Here is a 19574-nt window from a genome sequence, read left to right on the forward strand (position 1 = left end):
CCGTGGAAGCCTTTTTCAACTGGTTGAACGGCATCATCTGGAGCAACGCGCTGATCGCGCTGTGCCTGGGTGCCGGCCTGTGGTTCACCCTCCGCACCCGCGTGATGCAGGTCCGCGGCTTCGCCGAGATGTGCCGGCTGACCGTCACCGGGCAGAAATCCGAAGCGGGCGTGTCCTCCTTCCAGGCCCTGGCCATTTCGATGGCCGGCCGCATGGGTATCGGCAACATCGCCGGCGTCGCCACCGCGATCGCCTACGGCGGCCCCGGTGCGGTGTTCTGGATGTGGGTGATGGGCTTCCTGGGCGCGTCCACCTCGTACATCGAGTGCACCCTGGCGCAGATCTACAAGGAGAAAGACGGCGAAGGCCGCTACCGCGGCGGCCCGGCCTACTACATCGAGAAGGCGATGGGCCTGAAGTGGTACGCGGTGACGTTCGCGCTGGCCACGGTGGTGGCGGCGGGCTTCCTGCTGCCGGGCGTGCAGGCGAATGCCATTGCCGACAGCGCCAGCAACGTGCTGTGCGGTACCGGCGGCTGTGAAGCCGTCGGGGGCATGGGCAGCATGAAGCTGTGGATCGGCCTGGGCGTGGCCGCGCTGTTGGCCGTCATCATTTTCGGTGGCATCAAGCGCATCGCCACGTTCGCCGAGGTCGTGGTGCCGTTCATGGCGCTGGGCTTCATCCTGATGGCGGTCATCGTGATGATCGTCAACGCCGACAAGGTGCCGACGATGTTCGCCGACATCTTCTCCAGCGCGTTCGGCGCGCATGCGGCGTTCGGCGCGATCATCGGCCAGGCCATCATCTGGGGCGTCAAGCGCGGCATCTACGCCAACGAAGCCGGCCAGGGCACCGGCCCGCACGCCGCCGCGGCCGCCGAGGTCTCGCACCCCGCCAAGCAGGGTTACGTGCAGGCATTCGCGATCTACTTCGACACTATGCTGGTGTGCACGTCGACCGCGTTCCTGGTGCTGTCCACCGGTATGTACAACACGTTCAAGAGCGTTACCGAGAACGGCAAGGAAACGCTGGTGGAGATCTTCTCCGGCGTGCCGGGCGTGCAGCCGTCCGAAGGCGCGATGTTCACCCAGGCGGCGGTGGAATCGGTGTTGCCGGGCTGGGGCGCGGGCTTCGTGGCGCTGGCGCTGTTCTTCTTCGCCTTCACCACCATCATGGCCTATTACTACATGGCCGAAACCAACCTGACCTACCTGGCCGGCACGAAGAAGACCCACCCGCTGGCGACGTTGTTGCTGCGCGTGGGCATCGTGGGCATGGTGATCTTCGGCGCGTACCACAACGCCGCGATGGCCTGGACCCTGGGCGACATCGGCGTGGGTCTGATGGCGTGGTTGAACGTCATCGCGATCCTGATCCTGCAGAAGCCGGCGCTGATCGCGCTGCGCGACTACGAGCGGCAGAAGAAGCTGGGCCTGGACCCGACGTTCGATCCGGATGCGTTGGGCATCCGCAACGCCGATTTCTGGAAGACGAAGGCCTGACGTGAGCAATCCCTGGAACAGCCGGCCGCCGCGTCCACCGGGCAATCCGCCCGATCGGCGGCGGCCGCCGCGCGATGCGGCGCCGCGGCCGCCGCAAGCGCCCGCGCCGCGCGAAGAGCGCCCCGCGGGCAGCGCGCGCGACGAACTCCGCCTGTACGGCCTCAATGCCGTGCAGGCGGTCTTTGCGAGGCGCGCGGACGCGATCCGCAAGGTCTACCTGACCGAGTCGCGCATCCAGGCCTTGAAGCCGTTGCTGGCGTGGTGCGTGAAGCAGCGCGTCGGCTACCGCGTGGTGGAAGAAGGCGATCTCGACCGGCTCGCGGCCAGTACACACCACGAAGGCATCGTGGCCGACGTGCGCAAGGTCGAGCCGCTGCCGATGTCGGACTGGCTGCGCGCATTGCCCGAAGGCAAGCCCGTCGCCGCGTTGTGGCTCGACGGGGTGGGCAACCCGCACAACTTCGGCGCGATCCTGCGCTCGGCCGCGCACTTCGGCGTTGCCGGCATCCTGCTGCCGCGTGATTCGACGCTGGCGATCTCCGGCGCGGCGGCACGCGTGGCCGAGGGCGGCGCCGAGCAGGTGCCGCTGGTACGCATGGGACAGGCGGACAACGCCGCCGCCCAGCTGCGCAATGCAGGCTTTTCGCTCGCCGCCACCGTCGTGCGCGGTGGCGACGACCTGTTCGCCGCCAAACTGCCGCAGCGCCTCGTCTACGTGATGGGCGCGGAGGGCGAGGGCATGGATGCACGCCTCGCCGATGCCTGTGATATGCGCCTGTCGATCCCCGGCAGCGGCGCCGTCGAGAGCCTCAACGTGGCCGCTGCCACGGCGGTGTTCCTGGCGCAGTGGGCGCAGCGCGCCCGCTGAGCCTCACTCGGTGGCGGCGGTCTCTTTGAGCTGGCTGCCGAAGTCGCCCTCGGCGTCCGCCGCCAGGTAGGCGAACACCGCGTAAGCCGCCACGTTCTGCGCCAGCGCGGCCGGGTCGATCTTGTCGAGCGTGTCGTCTGCGTTGTGGTGCAGATCGAAATAGTCGCTGCCATCCTGCGCCAGCCACGCCCACGCCATGCCCTTTGCCGCGAACGGGCTGATGTCCGGGCCCGCGCTGCCCTTGCCGGGCGCGTACTCGATGCCCAGCGGCGCCAGCGCCTGCGCGATCTGCTCAGTGGCCTTGCGCGCGTGGTCCGGCGCGCCGGTGTTGAACGCATAGATGCGACCGGCGCCGAAATCGCTCTCCGCGCCGATCTGGTGGCGCGTGATGTCCGCCAGGTGCTTCTCCGCATACGCCTTGCCGCCGTACAGGCCCTGCTCCTCGTTGGCGAAGGCGAGCACGCGGATCGTGCGCTTCGGCGCCTGCTTCAGCTGGCCGATCAGGTGGCCGGCGGCCATCGTGATGGCGATGCCGGCGCCGTCGTCGATCGCACCGGTGCCGAGGTCCCATGAATCCAGGTGGCCGCCGATCACCACGACCTCCTTCGGCAGGCTGCGTCCGGTGATCTCGCCGATCACATTGTGCGAGGTGTACTCGCCGTCCCAGCCGCAATCCAGCGCGAGCGATACGCGCACCGGACCGCGTTGCAGCAGGCGCGCCAACTGGTCGGCATCCGGGATGGTCAGCGATGCCGACGGCACCGGCGTCAGGCCTTCGTCGAACCGGGTGATGCCGGTATGCGCGACGCGATGGTTATCCGTGCCGGCGGAACGCATCAGGAAGGCGATCGCGCCCTTGCGGATCGCGGCTGACGGGCCCTTCGAGCGGATCGCGCCGCCGTTGCGGTAATCGCTGCCATCGCGTGCGGAGGTCATCTGGTAGTCGACGAAGGCGATCTTCCCGGCCAGGGATCCCGCGGGCGCGGCTTCCAGCGCAGCCAGGTCGGCGAAGCGGACGATCTCCGCCTCCACCGTGCCCTTCGGGCTGCCGCCGAGGGCGGTGACGGTCAGCGGTTGCGCGTGTCCACCGAGCACGGCGGCCCGCTCGCTGCGACGCACCCACTTCGGAAACGTCACCGGTTCGATCCACACCTTGTCGAAGCCGAGCGCCTTGAACTTCGCCTGTGCCCACGCCACGGCTTTCGCATCGGCCTCGCTGCCGGCCAGGCGCGGGCCCACTTCCGTGGTCAGCGATTCGACGACGTTCCAACCGGTGCGGTCGGCGAGTGCCTGTTCGCGCAGCTGCGCGGCGGTGGCGAGCGAGGTATCGGGGATACGGGTTTCGCGCGACGCGGCGAAAGCGGGGGCGGTGACGGCCAGGGCGAGCAGCAACGGAGCAAGGCGCATGGAAAGTCCCGGAAAAACGAAGGCCACGAGCTTAGCAGCCCGTGGCCCCGTGTTTCCGTCGACGGCGTTGCCGATACGGAACGCCGCGTTCGTTATTTCTTCAGCGCGTCGCGGATCTCGCGCAGCAACAGCACGTCCTCGGGCGTGGCGGCCGCGGGTGCCGGCGCGCGTACGCGGTTGTAGGCCTTCAGGACCAGGAAGATCACGAAGGCGATCAGGAGGAAGTCGATGGTGGTCTGCAAGAAGGCGCCGTACTTCAGCAGCAGCGCTGGTGCGATTTCCTTGCCGGCGGCATCCACTTCGGCAGCCCGCAGCGTGACCGCCAGGTCGCTGAACTTCACGCCGCCCAGCAGCAGTCCCACCAGCGGCATCACGATGCCATCGACCAGGCTGCTGACGATCTTGCCGAACGCTGCGCCGATCACCACGCCGACGGCGAGGTCGACCACGTTGCCGCGTGCGATGAATTCCTTGAACTCGCTGACCATGCCCATCGAGTGATCTCCGTGAACGGCGCCGACACGCCACTGGCGTGGACTATAACCCCGTGCGTCGATGACGCAAGGCGGGGAATCAACCCGCGATGCGCCCGCGCAACTCCACCACGCCATCGAGCGAGGCCACGAACGCATCGCCCGGTACCAGCGCCGCGACGCCCGCCGGCGTACCCATGAAGACCAGGTCACCGGCCTTCAGCGCATAGAGCTTCGACAGCTCGTGCAGGATGTCGGGCACGTCCCAGATCAGGTCGTGCAGCGCGCCGTGCTGGCGGACATCGCCGTTCACGCGCAGGGTCAGCGTGCGGGCATCGAGCGCCCCGACATCCGCGGCGGCGACCAGTTCGCTGATGGGGGCCGAATGATCAAAGCCCTTGCCGGTATCCCACGGCAGGCCCTTGGCCTTGGCGGCGCCCTGCAGGTCGCGGCGGGTCAGGTCCAGGCCGACGCCGTAGGCGATGACCAGGGCCTGCGCCGCCTCGCGCGACAGCTCGCCCGCGGGCGCGTCAACGCCCAGCGCGGCGACCAGTTCTATCTCGTGGTGCAAGTCGTTCGTGCCGGGCGGGTAGGGTACGTCCGCGTTGCCGGTGACGATGGCATCGGCCGGCTTGTGGAAGAACACGGGCGTACCGCGCTCGGCCTTCGATGCAGGCGCTGTAGCGCCCATTTCGCGTGCATGGTCGGCGAAGTTGCGGCCCACGCAGAAGATGCGCCGCACCGGAAAGGTGCCGCCACCGCGCACGGGGACGCGAGGCACCGGTGGGGTCGGGATGATGTCGGACATGCGACGGTCCAGCGAATCGAGAGCCGCAGAGTGTAGGCGGGAACCACGTCCCGCGCAGGCGTCGCTCAGCGCGGCAGCGGCAGGACCGGTTTGCTGACCACCTGGTATTCGCCTTCCATCGCGTTGTCGCGCGCGACCGGCTTGCCACGCTGGCGCAGCAGCTTGTACAGCAGCCCGCCGGCGATCATCGCCGCACCCACGAACACGCTGAAGAACACCAGCACCGCCAACACGGCCAGGCCCAGCAGACCGATACCCAGGCGCAGCAGCGGATGGCGCGGCTTGCGGGGCGCGAACGCGTTGCGGAAGGCGTTGAACTGAAAGTGGCGTGCGTACATGGCGTTGCGTCGTGACAGAATGCGGCGGGGGCCGGTGCGCGCAGTATCGGATGACCGTTACATGACCGTGTGAGAACTTCGTTAAGCCGTATGCGACTGACTGCACTGAATGACATCGCCGACGGGGGTTTTGCCGAAGTTGAGGCCACGATCGGCGACGATGCGGAATCCCTCATCCTCCATCGCGATGGCGATGCGGTCCGCGCATGGCTCAACGTCTGTCCGCATGCGGGTCGCCGCCTGGACTGGGCGCCGGGCCAGTTCCTGAAGAGCAAGGACGGGCATCTGGTCTGCGCGGCCCACGGCGCCTCCTTCGAATTGCAGCGCGGCGACTGTGTCGCCGGGCCGTGCCGGGGCGATGCCCTGCATGCCGTCGCGGTGCAGATCCGCGACGGTGAGGTGTGGCTCGCCTGAGTCGTCGCGCCGGCTCAGCCGGTGCCTTGCAGGATCACGCAGTGCCAGCCGGTGCGGTAGGTTTCGTAGCCGGGTGACGCGGCCTGCGCGACGCAGTGCGGCCGACCGTCGAGCACAAGTGCGGTGGCGGCGCGGGGTTCGGCGAACAGCGTGGCCCGACCGGGAAAGTCGAGTCGAGGCGCGGCGCCGACGGACTGCGTGTCGGCCAGCACCTGCCCCTGGCTGTCGACGATGCAGACACGGCTGCGACTCCATTCCGCATCGGACAGCGGTGTGTGTTCGACGATGGTCTGCGCCAGGGCATCCCAGCGGAACACGATGCCCAGCACGCCCAGCGGTCGGCCCTGCACGCGCCCGCCCTCGCGCACGGTGCAGGAATAGACGAGTACGCGTTCGCCGCCGGCCAGCGGACTGGCATGCATCGACTGGAAGCCGAACGCCTCGCCGCTCTGCGTCGCCATCGCCGACTGGAACCAGGGCTGCTGGGCCACCGATTGGCCCACCGACCGGTACTGCCGCGGTCGCCCGTTGGCGATCACGTTGCCGTGCAGGTCGGCGAGCACCAGGTCGAAGTAGACCGTGTACGAATCCAGGATCTGCCCGAGGCGCTGGCTGGCGTGAGCAAGGGCCGCTGGCTGTGGATCGTGCACGGCGGCGACCACGGCCGCATCGGTGGCCCACCAGCGCACGTCGCAGCTGCGCTCGTAGAGGTTGCGATCGATCAGGTCGATGTTGGCCAGCGCCAGGTCGGTCAGGCGGGTGCGGCGCACGTCGGTTTGCAGCTGCTCAAGCCGTTCGCGCAGGTCGGTGCTGGTGCGGCCGGCCATGCGGTCGATCTCCTGCGCGGTATCGCTGACGCGGCGCGAGAGCGTGTCCATTTCTTCGGCGATCACCCCGAAGCTGCGCCCGGCCGCGCCGATGCGCACGGCCTCGATGCGGGCATTCATCGAGATGATGCGGGTGATGCGGTTGATCTCGTCGATCTTCTGCAGCGATTGCCGCAGTTGCTTCAGTAGCGCGTCCGACAGTCCGGAGACGGACTGGATGTGGTCGTCGATACCGGCGTCGTCGGTGGGGGCGGCGGCGCGTGCGTTCATGGGGCTCCTTGCATAGAGGGTGACCGTGCGTTCGCGCATGGTCGTCATTGAAGCGCTATCGGCGAACCTCGCGACCGCTTTAACCGGCACCTTCGCGGTGCATGTTTTCCCTCCGATGGGGCGACTGGGGGCGGGCTTGTTGGACGTTCGCGCGGCGCTTCACCTAGAATCCGCCGACCACGGAAAGGGGACCGGCATGGGCGACGCGAGCATCTGCATCAACTGCGGCCGAGCCGTCGCCGATCTCCAACAGAAGTTCTGTCCCGCCTGCGGGCAACCCACGCCGGTGCATCGCATCGACTGGCATTTCCTTGGTCACGAGCTGGAGCACAGCGTGCTCCACATGGATCGCGGCATCCTCTATTCGCTCAAGGAACTGATGCTGCGGCCGGGGCATCTGATCCGCAGCTACCTGGAAGGGCGGCGTGCGAAGCAGGTGAAACCTCTACTGCTGCTGATGATCTCGGCCGCCGCCGTGGTGCTGCTCGGCAAGTATCTGCTGGGTGGCGACCTGCTGGGCTCCGCGATGCAGGCAGGCTTTTCGGAATCGGGTGCCATGCAGCCGGGTTCGGGCGTCGATCCCGCTGTCGCGATGGGCACCTTCAACATGGTGAAGGACTGGATAAACGCCCACCTCACCGTCGTCACCCTCTTCCTCCTGCCATTCGAGGCCGCTGCGTTCTGGCTCGCGTTCCGCGGCAGGGGCCTCAACTATCCCGAATGGCTCGTCGTGACCGCCTTCCTGACGGTACAGACGTTCGTCTTCATGGCGCTAGCCATCCTCGTGCGGAACTGGGTACCGCATGCCCAGGAATGGTCCGTCGCGCTGGCGTCCCTCTACGCCGTGTTCTCGCTCGTCCAGTTGTTCCGCAACCACGCGGTCTGGACCACCGCGTTGCGTACGTTGGTGGGCCTGGGGGGCTTCATGCTGGTGCAGGGCCTGATCACCCTGGCCGCGGCTTACGTATTCGTCGCGATGACCCATTGATCCATCTGACGCGCGAACAAGAAAGCCGGCTTTCGCCGGCTTTTTTGTTGAGGCGCCCAGCAAGCCTCGGGTGGCTTACTTCAGCGCCTTGAACCGCAGGCGGTGCGGACGCGCGCCTTCTTCGCCCAGGCGACGCTTTTTGTCTTCTTCGTACTCGCGGTAGTTGCCCTGGAAGAACTCCACGTGCGAGTCGCCCTCGAAGGCGAGGATGTGGGTGGCGATGCGGTCCAGGAACCAGCGGTCATGCGAAATGACGAACGTGTTGCCGGGGAATTCCAGCAGCGCGTCTTCCAGCGCACGCAGGGTTTCGATGTCCAGGTCGTTCGACGGTTCGTCGAGCAGCAGCACGTTGCCGCCCTGCAGCAGCGTCTTGGCCATGTGCAGGCGGCCGCGCTCACCACCGGACAGCGAGCCGACCATCTTCTGCTGGTCCTGGCCCTTGAAGTTGAAGCGGCCGATGTACGCGCGCGACTGGATCTCCACGCCATTGATGTTGAGGATGTCCAGGCCGCCCGAGATTTCCTGGAAGACGTTGTGGTTGCCTTCCAGCTTGTCGCGGCTCTGGTCGACATAGGCCAGCTGCACGGTGGGGCCGGTGGTGATCGTGCCGGAATCCGGCTTTTCCTGGCCCGTGATCATCTTGAACAGCGTCGACTTGCCGGCGCCGTTCGGGCCGATGATGCCGACGATGGCGCCGCCGGGCACCAGAAAGCTCAGGTTGTCGATGAGCAGGCGGTCGCCGAACTTCTTCGAGACGTTCTTGAACTCGATGACGTTGTTGCCCAGGCGCTCACCCGGCGGGATGAAGATCTCGTTGGTTTCGTTGCGACGCTGGTAATCGACCGACTGCAGTTCTTCCAGGCGGGCCAGGCGGGCCTTGCCCTTCGAGCGGCCGCCCTTGGCGTTCTGGCGCGACCATTCCAGTTCTTTCTGGATGGCTTTCTGGCGCGCCTTTTCCTGGTTCTCTTCCTGCTTCAGGCGTTCGTCCTTCTGCACCAGCCAGTCGGTGTAGTTGCCCTTCCACGGAATGCCGCGACCGCGATCCAGCTCGAGGATCCATTCGGCGGCGTTGTCGAGGAAGTAGCGATCGTGGGTGACGGCCACCACGGTGCCGGTGTAGCGGGCGAGGAACTGTTCCAGCCACTCGACCGACTCGGCATCGAGGTGGTTGGTCGGTTCGTCGAGCAGCAGCATGTCCGGCTTCTGCAGCAGCAGGCGGCACAGCGCGACGCGTCGCTTCTCACCACCGGACAGCTTGCCGACGATGGCGTCCCACGGCGGCAGGCGCAGCGCATCGGCCGCGACATCCAGTTGGTTCTCCAGCGTGTGCGCATCGCCGGCGGCGAGGATTGCTTCCAGGCGTTCCTGCTCTTTGGCGAGCGCGTCGAAATCCGCACCTTCTTCGGCATAGGCAGCGTAGACCGCTTCCAGCGCCGCCTGGGCCTGCAGCACATCGCCCACGCCTTCTTCGACGGCCTGGCGGACGGTGTGCTCGGGATTCAGTTCCGGCTCCTGCGCCAGGTAGCCGACCTTGATGCCGGGCTGCGGGCGCGCTTCGCCTTCGAAATCCTTGTCGACACCCGCCATGATCTTCAGCACGGTGGACTTGCCCGCGCCGTTCAGACCCAACAAGCCGATCTTCGCGCCGGGATAGAACGACAGCGAAATGTCCTTGATGATCTGCCGCTTCGGCGGGACCACCTTGCTGACCCGGTTCATGGTGTAGATGTATTGCGAGGACATGCAGGCTCCGGTACGCAGGGCCCGTCACCCGACCGGGGACCGGCAGGCGAGCAGGTGGAAATGGGGAAGGCGCCCAGTATAGCCGTTCAGGCCGCTGGGGCCGCTGGCTGAACGGGATCCGAGCGTTTTGGGACTGTTGTCGCGTAACCGTTTTCCAGCGGGAAACGGTTCAGACGCAATGCGCATCATGGCCTCACGTACCCCTAACAACGGAGTTGCCATGAACAGCCGTCGATTCTTCCAGGGCCTGGCCATCGCCGTGCTGGCGATCGCCACCACCGCCCCGGCGCTGGCGCGCGATGACGACCGCGGCCGTGACCGTGGCCGCCAGCACTACGACCGCGATTGGCGCGATGACCGCCGTGACGATCGCCATGATCGCCGCGACGACCGCCGCGACCAGCGCCATGCCTACCGCAACGGTTACCGGGATGGTCGCCGTTACGATGACCGCTACGACCGCCGTTACGATGATCGCCGCTACTACGCGCCGCCGCAGCGTGTCGTCTATCGCCCGGCGCCCGGTTACCACCGCTGGGCCAAGGGCCAGCGCTACCGCGACTACTACCGCGGCCCGGTCTACGTGGTGAACGACTACGACTACTACGACCTGCGTCGTCCGCCCCGCGGCTACCACTGGGTGCGGGACGACCGCGGCAACATGCTGATGGTGGCCATCGCCACCGGCATCATCGCCGACCTGATCCTGCACCACTGAGCCGGACCCCTCCGGCCACGGGAAAAGCGCGCTTCGGCGCGCTTTTCCTTTTTCGGGCAGGGGAGAGGGCGGGTCGTGGCCGGCCCCCCGGCGGGATACAATCGGAAACCCCGCCCGCTCTAGCCCCGGAGACCCGATGTTCCCGCGCGACGCCCGCATCGAAACCTACGATCCCGAACTGGCCCAGGCCATCGCCCATGAGGCGCGCCGGCAGGAGGATCACGTCGAGCTGATCGCCAGCGAGAACTACGCCAGCCCGCGCGTGCTGGAAGCACAGGGCAGCGTGCTGACCAACAAGTACGCCGAGGGTTACCCGCACAAGCGCTACTACGGCGGCTGCGAGTACGTCGACATCGCCGAGCAACTGGCGATCGACCGCGTGAAGCAACTGTTCGGCGCCGACTACGCCAACGTGCAGCCGCATTCCGGCTCGCAGGCCAACCAGGCCGTGTATTTCGCCCTGCTGAATCCCGGCGACACCATCCTGGGCATGAGCCTGGCCCACGGCGGTCACCTGACCCACGGCGCCAAGGTCAACGCCTCGGGCAAGATCTTCAACGCCGTCCAGTACGGCGTGAACGACCAGGGTCTCATCGATTACGACGAAGTCGAGAAGCTGGCGCTGGAGCACAAGCCGAAGATGGTCGTGGCCGGTTTCTCCGCCTATTCGCAGGTGGTGGACTGGGCGCGCTTCCGCGCGATCGCCGACAAGGTCGGCGCCTACCTGTTCGTCGACATGGCGCACGTCGCGGGCCTGGTCGCCGCCGGCGTCTATCCGAACCCGCTGCCGCACGCGCACGTGGTCACCTCGACCACCCACAAGACGCTGCGCGGCCCGCGTGGCGGCATCATCGTGGCCAAGGGTGCGGGCGAAGAGATCGAGAAGAAGCTGCAGAGCATCGTCTTCCCGGGCATCCAGGGTGGTCCGCTGATGCACGTCATCGCGGCCAAGGCCGTGGCCTTCAAGGAGGCGCTGGAGCCGGAGTTCAAGAGCTACCAGGCCCAGGTCGTGAAGAACGCCCAGGCGATGGCGAAGACGATCATCGCGCGCGGCTACAAGATCGTCTCCGGCGGCACCCAGAACCACCTGATGCTGGTCGACATGATCGGCAAGGACGTCAGCGGCAAGGACGCGGAAGAGGCGCTGGGCAAGGCGCACATCACCGTCAACAAGAACTCCGTGCCGAACGATCCGCGCAAGCCCTTCGTGACCTCGGGCCTGCGCATCGGCACGCCGGCCGTCACCACGCGTGGCTATGGCGAACAGGACTGCATCGATCTGGCCAACTGGATCTGCGACGTGCTGGACGCGCCGAGCGATGAAGCGGTGCTAGCGAAGGTGCGCGACAACGTCACCGCGCAGTGCCGCAAATATCCGGTTTACGGCAGCTGAGAGGCGGTTGCATGCGCGTACGCACACTACCGCCAAGACGGATCGAGAGCGCCACGCTCCTGACCCTCTTCGCGGTGGCGTCGTTGGGTCTGCCGGCCTCAGCGGCTGATACTGTGCTGAAGGAGCCCGTGTTCACCGCGCCTGAGGCGTATGTGGAATCTGCCCCGGCGGGCTACTTCCCATGCAAGAAGGGATTGACGGCCCTTGCGACCCACGCCGAGTTCCGTAGGTTCGCGTATCGCAATGAGGTGTGGCCGCAGGAGGATGGGGTCGATCTCTCCCGTGCCTCCTGGTCCGCGGCGCGGATGCTTCACGTTCCGACGATGAGTTTTGCCTTCGCCGGCAAGGCGCGACATGGTTTCCAGGCGCAGGTCTACGTCCTGGTTGACGGCGAAGGCCAGGTGCTGGACAAGCTGGTGACCTGCAGTACCGCTCCGGCATACAACGACGCTTTGTTGGCATTGATCGATGGGTTCAGGTTCGAGCCCTCGCGTTACAAGGGTCGCGGCCTCCATAGCGTGATGCCCATCGACTTCGAGAACTGACATGCACTGCCCCTTCTGCCAACACACCGACACCCGCGTGATCGATTCGCGCGTGTCCGAGGACGGCGCCACGATCCGGCGCCGTCGCGAGTGCGAGGCGTGCGGGGAGCGGTTCTCGACGCTGGAGAACATCGAGATCAAGCTGCCGGCGGTCATCAAGGGCGATGGTCGTCGTGATGCGTTCGATGCGCGCAAACTGCGCGCCGGCTTCGATCGCGCGCTGCAGAAGCGGCCGGTGTCGGAAGAGCAGATCGAGGCCGCGGTGCGCGCGGTGGTGCACAGCATCCGCATGAGCGGCGAGCGCGAGATCGCCTCGCGCAAGATCGGCGAGTTCGTGATGAACGAGCTGCGCAAGCTCGACCACGTGGGTTACGTGCGCTTCGCGTCGGTGTACCGCAGCTTCGAGGATGTCGCCGATTTCCGGGAGGAGATCGAGAAGCTGGAGCGCGATCTGCCGGCCGGTGCTGGGCAGCTCTCGCTGCTGGGCGGCGACGTCGTCCCGTTCGACAAGCACGCGGACAAGAACAAGAAGCGCTGAGCCGTGCGCATCGACGCGATCGGCCTGTACCCGCAGTACATTCCGGACCTCGCCGCCTGGCATCACGCCGAGTGGGGGCCGCTCTACGACGACTGGACGCTGGAAGCGGCGACGGCTGAACTGGCCGATCACGCCACGCGCACGTCGCTGCCCACCACGCTGCTGTTGATGGAGGGCGAAGCGCTGCTGGGATCGGTCAGTCTGCTGATCGAGGATGCGCCGGCGTTGCAGGATCGCGGCAGCCCCTGGTTGGGCAGTCTCTACGTGCGGCCCGAGACGCGAGGGCGGGGTGGCGGGCGCGTACTGGTCGACGCGGCCGTCGCGCATGCGGCCGGCGAGGGCGTTGCGGTGTTGCGGCTGTTCACGCTGTGGCACGAGGATTTCTATGCCGCGCTCGGCTGGCAGGTCGAAGAGCGCACGATGTTGCACGGCACGCCGGTCGTGATCATGTCGATCGTGCCCGCCGAGCGGGTGGCGCATACTGGCGCCCCTTCGTCGCACGGCTGACGCATGTCCATCGCCTTCTCCGCCTTCGACCACCAGTCCATGGCGCGCGCGCTGCGCCTGGCCGAGCGCGGTGCCTACACGACGCGGCCCAACCCCATGGTGGGTTGCGTGATCGCGCAGGGCGAGGAGATCGTCGGCGAGGGATGGCACCAGAAGGCGGGCGAGCCGCATGCCGAAGTATTCGCCTTGCAGGCCGCCGGTGATCGTGCGCGCGGTGCGACCGCCTACGTCACCCTGGAGCCTTGCGCGCACACCGGGCGCACCGGCCCCTGCGCCGATGCGCTGATCGCCGCTGGCGTGGGCCGCGTGGTCGCCGCCATGCGAGATCCCTTCCCGCAGGTGGATGGTGCGGGTTTCGACAAGCTGACCGCGGCTGGCATCGTGGTGCAGTCGGGCCTGATGGAAGCCCAGGCGCGGCGCTTGAACCGCGGATTCCTGTCGCGGATCGAACGTGGGCGGCCGTGGGTGCGGATCAAGCTGGCGACCAGCCTGGATGGCCGCACGGCGATGGCCAACGGCGATTCCAAGTGGATCAGTGGCGAGGCCTCGCGCCGCGATGTGATGCGCTGGCGCGCGCGCGCCGGTGCGATCCTGACCGGCGCCGGCACGGTGCTGGCCGATGATCCGTCGCTGACGGTGCGCTTCGGCGACGACACCGCGTTCGAACCGCCGCTGCGCGTGGTGCTGGACCCCGGGCTGGCGACCGTCGCCCGTGGCAACGTGCGCCAGGGCGGCGCGCCGACCCTCTACGTGCATACCGCCGACGCCAAACCGCCGCGCGAAACCGACGTGCAACGCGTGGTGGCGCCGGCGACGGGCAGCAACTTCGATCTCAAGGCGGTGCTGGAATTGCTGGCGCAGCGCGGGGTGAACGAACTCCACGTGGAAGCCGGCGCCACCCTGGCCGGCGCGTTCCTGGCGGCCGGGTTGGCCGACGAGGTGCTGCTGTACATGGCGCCGGTGCTGCTGGGCGACCAGGCGCGGCCGCTCTTCGGCGGCCTGGGCATCCAGGCGATGGCGGAGCGGCTGAAACTGGAGATTGTGGACAGCCGCATGATTGGCGAAGATCACCGTCTCCTGCTGCAACCTGCCCGCTGACGCTCGCCATGGTGGCCTTCAAGGACCATTTTTCCGGGGTCGCCGACGTCTACGTCGCCTCCCGCCCCACGTATCCCGATGCGTTGTACGACGTGATCGCCGACGCCGTGCCCGCGACCGCCCAGGTGTGGGAGCCGGGCGCCGGCAGCGGACAGGCCACGCGCGGCCTGGCGACCCGTTTCGCCCATGTGCATGCCACCGACCCCAGCGCGGCGCAGATCGAGCGTCATTGGGCGCAGGGCCAAGCGGGCGGCAACGTCAGCCTGGCCGTCGAACCGGCGGAGACGACCGCGTTGCCTGACGCCAGCGTGGACCTGGTCGCCGTGGCGCAGGCGCTGCACTGGTTCGACCGCTACCGCTTCTTCGCCACCTGCGAGCGCGTGCTGCGCCCGGGCGGTGTGCTGGCGGCCTGGACCTACCAGGACATCATCTTCGAGGACGACCTGGCCGAAGCGGCCGAGAAGGTCCGCGACGACATCGACCCATACTGGCCGCCGGAACGCGCCGACGTGGACATGGGCTACGGCGACTACGTGTGGCCGTTCGAGATCATCTCCACGCCGCGCTTGTGGCTGACCGCCGAATGGAACCTGCCCACCCTGCTGGGCTACTTCGGCAGCCTGTCGGCCACCGGCAGCTACCGCGCGGCTACGGGTGAGGATCCGGTCTACGCCCACACGCCAGCCTTGGCCGAGGTCTGGGGCGATCCGCAGCGGGTGCGCACTATGCGCTGGCCGCTGATCCTGCACCTGCGCCGCAAGCCGGCCTGAAACCCCGCGGAACACTCCGTTCGCCGGCCTGCGCCGGAGGTGGGGTGTAGAATGCGCGGGCCGGTTCGCCGGCACACCACCAACGACGTCTTCAGGGCGGGGTGCGATTCCCCACCGGCGGTAGGTCGCCCAGCGACGAGCCCGCGAGCGCCTTGGGCGGCATGCGATTCCCTCGCAAGAGCCCGCACATTCCTGTGCGGACTTTCCAATGCCACCGAAGGGTCAGCAGATCCGGTCAGATGCCGGAGCCGACGGTCATAGTCCGGATGAAAGAAGACGGCATCGCCGAACCGCGCGCAAGCGCGGCGTCGTGCGCCTGCCTTCGCGCCCGGAGGCGTCTCCGCTTTGCTTTCGCGAGAGACGTTGCATGCCTTCTACGCTTCCCACCGCTTTCCCCGTCCTCCTGCAGGAGGCCTGCTGATGTTCACCGGCATCATCGAAGGCGTCGGCCGCATCGCGGCGCTGGAACCCGTCGGCGGCGACGTCCGACTGACCGTGGCCGTGGGCACGCTGCCGTTCGACGCGGTGCAGCTGGGCGAGAGCATTGCGGTCAACGGCGTATGCCTGACCGCGATCGCGTTCGACGCCGCCAGCTTCCAGGCCGACGCCTCCACCGAAACCCTCTCGCTGACGACGCTCGGCGGCCTGGCCGCAGGCGCGCTGGTGAACCTGGAGCGGGCGATGCGTCCGACCGACCGCCTCGGTGGCCACCTGGTCAGCGGCCATGTCGACGGCGTTGGCCGCGTGCTGTCGGTGCACGAGGACGCGCGCGCGCAACGCTGGCGATTCGCCGCCCCGGCGCCGCTGTTGAAGTACGTCGCGAAGAAGGGCTCGATCTGCGTCGATGGCGTGAGCCTGACGGTCAACGAAGTGGACGGCGAAGGCTTCGAGGTCGCGCTGATCCCGCACACGGTGTCGCACACCGCGTTCTCGCAGACCGCCGTCGGCGATGCGGTGAACCTGGAAATCGACCTGGTCGCGCGCTATGTCGAGCGCCTGCTGGGCGAGAGGAGCAGCGCATGAACTTCGCCCCGATTCCCGAGTTGTTGGAGGAAATCCGCAACGGCCGCATGGTCGTCATCGTCGACGACGAGGACCGCGAGAACGAAGGCGACCTGATCATGGCGGCCGAGCTGGTCAAGCCGTCCGACATCAACTTCATGGTCACCCACGCGCGTGGCCTGGTCTGCCTGTCGCTGACCCGCGAGCGCTGCACGCAACTGGGCCTGGCACCGATGGTGCAGACCAACACGGCGCAGTTCCACACCAACTTCACCGTCAGCATCGAGGCGGCCGAAGGCGTCACCACCGGCATCTCCGCCTACGATCGCGCGCACACGGTGCGCACCGCGGTGCGTCCCGATGCGAAGCCCGCCGACCTCAGCCAACCCGGCCACATCTTTCCGTTGATCGCCCAACCCGGTGGCGTACTCACCCGCGCCGGCCATACCGAAGCCGCCAACGACCTGCCGTTGCTCGCGGGCCTGGAGCCGGCCGGCGTACTGGTCGAAGTGCTGAACCCGGACGGCACCATGGCGCGGCGTCCGGAACTGGAAGTGTTCGCGCGCGAGCACGGCCTGAAGATGGGGTCGATTGCCGATCTGATCGCCTATCGGCTGGCCACGGAACACACGGTGGAGCGCATCGACGAGCGCGAGATCGAGACCGAGTTCGGCCCGTTCCGGTTGGTGACCTATCGCGACCGCATCGCCCACGACCTGCATTTCGCCCTGGTTCGCGGCGCACCGGACAAGGCCACGCCGACGTTGGTGCGCGTGCAGGTGGAGAACGCGTTGAGCGACCTGTTGCACTGGCGGCGCGACGATTTCGGCGTGCATGCGACCGACGCGCTGCGCGCAATCGCGGCCGAAGGGCAGGGCGTGATGGTGGTGCTCTCCGAGCCCCGCAACGCCGAGGCCCTGCTGGCCCGCCTGCGCAAGCAGCCTGAGGTGCGCGCCAATGCCAAGGACGTGGGCCAGTGGCGCCGCAACGGCGCCGGCGCGCAGATCCTGGCCGACCTGGGTCTGGGTCGGCTGCGCGTGCTCGGTACGCCGCGTCGGCAGGTCGGCCTGGCCGGATTCGGCCTTGACGTGGTCGAGTACGTCCAGCCATGACCCCCGGACCGGCCGGTCGCCCCGGCTGGTAGACTTGCCCACCCCCAAGGAACCCGCCATGTCCCACTACGAAGGCGATCTGCGCGCGCCCGACGGCGCCCGCTTCGCGATCATCGCCAGCCGCTGGAACCCGCGCATCACCGATGTGCTGGTGGCCGGTGCGCGCCAGAGCCTGGCCGGCAATGGCGTGGGCGAGGCATCCGTCGACGTGGTCCGCGTGCCCGGTGCCTGGGAAATCCCCGTCGCCGCCGCGCGTCTTGCAGCAGGCAGCAAGCACGCGGCGATCATCGCCTTGGGTTGCGTGATCCGTGGCGACACGCGCCACTACGAGCATGTCGCCGATCGCTGTGCCGAAGGCCTGATGCGCGTGCAACTGGATACCGGCGTGCCCGTGCTGAACGGCGTGCTGGCGGTGGAACGCATTGAGGATGCGGAAGCGCGCGCCGGTGGCAGCCACGGCAACAAGGGTGAAGAAGCGGCGCTGGCCGCCATCGAGATGGCGCACCTGCTCGCGCAGCTGTCCTGATCTTCCGAACGTAACGAACACGCAGCACAGGAGCCACCGTGAGCCGACATCCCCATTCCAACCGCAAGGACGGCGTCGATCCGGTCACCCGTGCGCGCGCCCGCCGTCGCGCCTTGCAAGCCGTCTACGCGTGGCAGATGTCGGGGGGCGAGGTCGGCCAGGTGATCGCGCAGTTCGCGCACGAACAAGCGCACGAGATCGCCGACCTCGAGTATTTCGAGGACCTGGTGCGGGGCGTCGTGCGGCACCGCGCGTCGCTGGACGAGGCGCTGCTGCCCTTCCTCGACCGTGCCGTCGAAGAAGTCGACCCCATCGAACGTGCCGTGCTGCGCATCGCCGCTTACGAACTGATCCATCGCCTGGACGTGCCGTACCGCGTGGTCATCAACGAGGCCATCGAAACGACCAAGCGTTTCGGCGCCGAACATGGCCACACCTACGTCAACGGCGTGCTCGACCATGCCGCCGTCGACTGGCGCCCGGCCGAGGCGCAGGCGCGGCGCTGACATGGCGGGCGGCAACGCACGCTTTGACGAGGAAGAACGCGCGGCGTTGCTCGCCGTGAAGGGCGTCGGCACCACCGTTGTCCAGCGGCTCGAGGAGATGGGCATCGCCTCGCTGCGCCAGCTGGCCGCCGCGGATGCGTCCGAAATCGTCAACAGCGCGGCCGGATTGACCGGCTCCTCATGCTGGAAGAACAGCCCGCAGGCCCGCGGGGCGGTGCAGGCCGCCATCGACCTGGCGCGCTTGCGCGCCTGAGACGGCCATGGGCGCCGGCGAATTCGACCTGATCGCCCGCATCCGCGCGCGTGTTGGCACACGCGACGACATCGTGCTCGGCATCGGCGACGACGCCGCCTTGCTGGCCCCTCCGCCGGACAGGCAGCTGGTCGTCACCGCCGATACGTTGAACATCGGCGTGCATTTCCCGGAAGGCACCTTGCCAGCCGATATCGGTTGGAAAGCGCTGGCGGTGAATCTCTCCGACCTGGCGGCGATGGGCGCGGAACCCGCCTGGTGCACGCTGTCGCTGTCGTTGCCGCAGTCCGACCCGACGTGGATCGATGCATTCCTCGATGGCTTCCTCGTGCTCGCCGCGCGGCAGGGCATCGCGCTCATCGGCGGCGACACCACGCGCGGGCCGCTGTCGGTGTCGGTGACCGCGATGGGCCTGGTCGCGCCCGGTCGCGCCTTGCGTCGAGACGGTGCGCGCGTTGGCGACGACGTCTGGGTCACCGGCACGCTCGGGGATGCCGCCGGTGGTCTCGCTCACCTGGAGCGTCCCTCTTCACTCCTGTTGCGTGGCCGTCTGGATCGTCCGACGCCGCGCGTTGACGCCGGCCGTGCCCTGGTCGGCATCGCGACCGCGTGCGTCGATGTTTCCGATGGACTGCTCGCCGACCTCGGCCATGTGTGTGCGCGCAGCAACGTCGGGGCCCGTGTCGACGTCGAAGCGCTTCCCGCCTCCGACGCACTGCGGAATGCCGTCAGCGAAGCGGATCGCATCGCGCTGCAAGCCGGTGGTGGCGATGACTACGAGCTGTGCTTCACCGCGCCCATTGAAGAACGCGAGCGCATCCTCGCGCTGGCGTCGCAGCTCGACCTGCCGATGACGCGCATCGGTTACATCGTGGAAGGCGAAGCGGTGCAAGCGCTAAGGCGTGATGGGCAACCCTGGCAGCCGGTGCGACGGGGCTACGACCACTTCGACAGCGTCTAGCGGCGCT

Annotated in this window: 23 protein-coding genes and 1 riboswitch; of the genes, 17 read left to right on the forward strand and 6 right to left on the reverse strand. The window is 67.7% G+C overall.

All coding sequences use genetic code 11. The features are described 5' to 3' along the window. Window positions 1–2 precede the first annotated feature (2 nt). Window positions 3–1502 carry an alanine/glycine:cation symporter family protein gene (locus BM365_RS14075; protein WP_093490151.1) on the forward strand — a complete coding sequence of 500 codons (1500 nt, stop codon included), beginning with the start codon at window positions 3–5 and terminating at the stop codon, window positions 1500–1502. 1 nt (window position 1503) lies between these two features. Next, complete coding sequence (locus BM365_RS14080) at window positions 1504–2370, forward strand: TrmH family RNA methyltransferase (protein ID WP_093490152.1); 867 nt, start codon at window positions 1504–1506, stop codon at window positions 2368–2370. Between the two features lie 3 nt (window positions 2371–2373). Here the strand turns inward: BM365_RS14080 and BM365_RS14085 are convergent, their stop codons facing one another. The 4 genes from BM365_RS14085 to BM365_RS14100 all read right to left on the reverse strand — a co-directional run bounded on the left by BM365_RS14085 (window position 2374) and on the right by BM365_RS14100 (window position 5396). Then, the gene (locus tag BM365_RS14085) at window positions 2374–3777 is read right to left on the reverse strand and encodes a M28 family peptidase (RefSeq protein ID WP_093490153.1); all 1404 of its coding nucleotides are present in this window, start codon (window positions 3775–3777) and stop codon (window positions 2374–2376) included. Between the two features lie 92 nt (window positions 3778–3869). Beyond that, on the reverse strand, window positions 3870–4271 hold the full coding sequence (mscL, locus tag BM365_RS14090) for a large-conductance mechanosensitive channel protein MscL (RefSeq protein ID WP_093490154.1): 402 nt from the start codon (window positions 4269–4271) through the stop codon (window positions 3870–3872). Window positions 4272–4350: 79 nt separating this feature from the next. Beyond that, window positions 4351–5058 (reverse strand): fumarylacetoacetate hydrolase family protein, encoded by a 708-nt coding sequence (locus BM365_RS14095; protein ID WP_093490155.1) that lies wholly within the window; start codon window positions 5056–5058, stop codon window positions 4351–4353. A 65-nt stretch (window positions 5059–5123) separates the two neighbouring features. Further along, complete coding sequence (locus tag BM365_RS14100) at window positions 5124–5396, reverse strand: hypothetical protein (protein WP_093490156.1); 273 nt, start codon at window positions 5394–5396, stop codon at window positions 5124–5126. A gap of 90 nt (window positions 5397–5486) precedes the next feature. On the opposite strand from BM365_RS14100, the gene BM365_RS14105 reads away from it, so the two are divergent. Further along, a complete protein-coding gene (locus tag BM365_RS14105; RefSeq protein ID WP_093490157.1) occupies window positions 5487–5810 on the forward strand; it encodes a Rieske (2Fe-2S) protein in 324 nt (107 codons plus the stop codon). 14 nt (window positions 5811–5824) lie between these two features. Here the strand turns inward: BM365_RS14105 and BM365_RS14110 are convergent, their stop codons facing one another. Continuing rightward, window positions 5825–6907 (reverse strand): methyl-accepting chemotaxis protein, encoded by a 1083-nt coding sequence (locus BM365_RS14110; RefSeq protein ID WP_093490158.1) that lies wholly within the window; start codon window positions 6905–6907, stop codon window positions 5825–5827. A 19-nt stretch (window positions 6908–6926) separates the two neighbouring features. On the opposite strand from BM365_RS14110, the gene BM365_RS14115 reads away from it, so the two are divergent. After that, window positions 6927–7895: a DUF3667 domain-containing protein gene (locus BM365_RS14115; RefSeq protein WP_104367915.1), complete on the forward strand. Its 969-nt coding sequence runs from the start codon at window positions 6927–6929 to the stop codon at window positions 7893–7895. Between the two features lie 75 nt (window positions 7896–7970). Here BM365_RS14115 and ettA read toward each other — a convergent pair whose 3' ends face one another. Continuing rightward, complete coding sequence (gene ettA / locus BM365_RS14120; RefSeq protein WP_093490160.1) at window positions 7971–9638, reverse strand: energy-dependent translational throttle protein EttA; 1668 nt, start codon at window positions 9636–9638, stop codon at window positions 7971–7973. A 220-nt stretch (window positions 9639–9858) separates the two neighbouring features. Between ettA and BM365_RS14125 the strand changes: the two genes are divergently transcribed. From BM365_RS14125 to thiL, 13 genes are all read left to right on the forward strand, one after another. Continuing rightward, complete coding sequence (locus BM365_RS14125) at window positions 9859–10356, forward strand: RcnB family protein (RefSeq protein ID WP_093490161.1); 498 nt, start codon at window positions 9859–9861, stop codon at window positions 10354–10356. A gap of 136 nt (window positions 10357–10492) precedes the next feature. Beyond that, entirely contained in the window at window positions 10493–11749 is a 1257-nt protein-coding gene (gene glyA, locus BM365_RS14130) for a serine hydroxymethyltransferase (RefSeq protein WP_093490162.1), read from the forward strand. Between the two features lie 11 nt (window positions 11750–11760). Next, on the forward strand, window positions 11761–12294 hold the full coding sequence (locus tag BM365_RS14135; protein WP_093490163.1) for a hypothetical protein: 534 nt from the start codon (window positions 11761–11763) through the stop codon (window positions 12292–12294). A gap of 1 nt (window position 12295) precedes the next feature. Next, window positions 12296–12832 (forward strand): transcriptional regulator NrdR, encoded by a 537-nt coding sequence (nrdR, locus tag BM365_RS14140; protein WP_056878001.1) that lies wholly within the window; start codon window positions 12296–12298, stop codon window positions 12830–12832. A gap of 3 nt (window positions 12833–12835) precedes the next feature. After that, the gene (locus tag BM365_RS14145) at window positions 12836–13339 is read left to right on the forward strand and encodes a GNAT family N-acetyltransferase (RefSeq protein ID WP_093490164.1); all 504 of its coding nucleotides are present in this window, start codon (window positions 12836–12838) and stop codon (window positions 13337–13339) included. 3 nt (window positions 13340–13342) lie between these two features. After that, window positions 13343–14437, forward strand: coding sequence for a bifunctional diaminohydroxyphosphoribosylaminopyrimidine deaminase/5-amino-6-(5-phosphoribosylamino)uracil reductase RibD (gene ribD, locus BM365_RS14150; RefSeq protein WP_093490165.1), 1095 nt, complete (start codon window positions 13343–13345; stop codon window positions 14435–14437). 8 nt (window positions 14438–14445) lie between these two features. Next, entirely contained in the window at window positions 14446–15207 is a 762-nt protein-coding gene (locus tag BM365_RS14155; protein WP_093490166.1) for a class I SAM-dependent methyltransferase, read from the forward strand. 83 nt (window positions 15208–15290) lie between these two features. Beyond that, a riboswitch (FMN riboswitch) is annotated at window positions 15291–15489 on the forward strand. Between the two features lie 138 nt (window positions 15490–15627). After that, a complete protein-coding gene (locus BM365_RS14160) occupies window positions 15628–16230 on the forward strand; it encodes a riboflavin synthase (protein WP_093490167.1) in 603 nt (200 codons plus the stop codon). Then, window positions 16227–17321: a 3,4-dihydroxy-2-butanone-4-phosphate synthase gene (gene ribB, locus BM365_RS14165; protein ID WP_093490168.1), complete on the forward strand. Its 1095-nt coding sequence runs from the start codon at window positions 16227–16229 to the stop codon at window positions 17319–17321. The genes BM365_RS14160 and ribB overlap by 4 nt, the downstream gene beginning before the upstream one ends. A gap of 58 nt (window positions 17322–17379) precedes the next feature. Next, the gene (gene ribH, locus BM365_RS14170) at window positions 17380–17847 is read left to right on the forward strand and encodes a 6,7-dimethyl-8-ribityllumazine synthase (RefSeq protein WP_093490169.1); all 468 of its coding nucleotides are present in this window, start codon (window positions 17380–17382) and stop codon (window positions 17845–17847) included. Between the two features lie 38 nt (window positions 17848–17885). Beyond that, the gene (gene nusB, locus BM365_RS14175) at window positions 17886–18353 is read left to right on the forward strand and encodes a transcription antitermination factor NusB (RefSeq protein ID WP_056878008.1); all 468 of its coding nucleotides are present in this window, start codon (window positions 17886–17888) and stop codon (window positions 18351–18353) included. Window position 18354: 1 nt separating this feature from the next. Beyond that, window positions 18355–18606, forward strand: a complete 252-nt coding sequence (locus BM365_RS14180) for a Pathogenicity locus (RefSeq protein ID WP_093490170.1) — start codon at window positions 18355–18357, stop codon at window positions 18604–18606. Window positions 18607–18613: 7 nt separating this feature from the next. Beyond that, complete coding sequence (thiL, locus tag BM365_RS14185) at window positions 18614–19567, forward strand: thiamine-phosphate kinase (protein ID WP_093490171.1); 954 nt, start codon at window positions 18614–18616, stop codon at window positions 19565–19567. Window positions 19568–19574 lie beyond the last annotated feature (7 nt).

This window comes from Pseudoxanthomonas sp. YR558 (genome assembly GCF_900116385.1).
Taxonomy (GTDB): domain Bacteria; phylum Pseudomonadota; class Gammaproteobacteria; order Xanthomonadales; family Xanthomonadaceae; genus Pseudoxanthomonas_A.

Coding starts and splice junctions, on each gene's coding strand:
- BM365_RS14110 (WP_093490158.1), bottom strand. CDS start 6,907: ATGAACGCACGCGCCGCCGCCCCCACCGACGACGCCGGTATCGACGAC.
- glyA (WP_093490162.1), top strand. CDS start 10,493: ATGTTCCCGCGCGACGCCCGCATCGAAACCTACGATCCCGAACTGGCC.
- ribD (WP_093490165.1), top strand. CDS start 13,343: ATGTCCATCGCCTTCTCCGCCTTCGACCACCAGTCCATGGCGCGCGCG.
- nrdR (WP_056878001.1), top strand. CDS start 12,296: ATGCACTGCCCCTTCTGCCAACACACCGACACCCGCGTGATCGATTCG.
- BM365_RS14085 (WP_093490153.1), bottom strand. CDS start 3,777: ATGCGCCTTGCTCCGTTGCTGCTCGCCCTGGCCGTCACCGCCCCCGCT.
- BM365_RS14155 (WP_093490166.1), top strand. CDS start 14,446: ATGGTGGCCTTCAAGGACCATTTTTCCGGGGTCGCCGACGTCTACGTC.
- BM365_RS14100 (WP_093490156.1), bottom strand. CDS start 5,396: ATGTACGCACGCCACTTTCAGTTCAACGCCTTCCGCAACGCGTTCGCG.
- BM365_RS14160 (WP_093490167.1), top strand. CDS start 15,628: ATGTTCACCGGCATCATCGAAGGCGTCGGCCGCATCGCGGCGCTGGAA.
- BM365_RS14105 (WP_093490157.1), top strand. CDS start 5,487: ATGCGACTGACTGCACTGAATGACATCGCCGACGGGGGTTTTGCCGAA.
- ribH (WP_093490169.1), top strand. CDS start 17,380: ATGTCCCACTACGAAGGCGATCTGCGCGCGCCCGACGGCGCCCGCTTC.
- BM365_RS14180 (WP_093490170.1), top strand. CDS start 18,355: ATGGCGGGCGGCAACGCACGCTTTGACGAGGAAGAACGCGCGGCGTTG.
- BM365_RS14135 (WP_093490163.1), top strand. CDS start 11,761: ATGCGCGTACGCACACTACCGCCAAGACGGATCGAGAGCGCCACGCTC.
- mscL (WP_093490154.1), bottom strand. CDS start 4,271: ATGGGCATGGTCAGCGAGTTCAAGGAATTCATCGCACGCGGCAACGTG.
- BM365_RS14095 (WP_093490155.1), bottom strand. CDS start 5,058: ATGTCCGACATCATCCCGACCCCACCGGTGCCTCGCGTCCCCGTGCGC.
- ettA (WP_093490160.1), bottom strand. CDS start 9,638: ATGTCCTCGCAATACATCTACACCATGAACCGGGTCAGCAAGGTGGTC.
- ribB (WP_093490168.1), top strand. CDS start 16,227: ATGAACTTCGCCCCGATTCCCGAGTTGTTGGAGGAAATCCGCAACGGC.
- BM365_RS14125 (WP_093490161.1), top strand. CDS start 9,859: ATGAACAGCCGTCGATTCTTCCAGGGCCTGGCCATCGCCGTGCTGGCG.
- thiL (WP_093490171.1), top strand. CDS start 18,614: ATGGGCGCCGGCGAATTCGACCTGATCGCCCGCATCCGCGCGCGTGTT.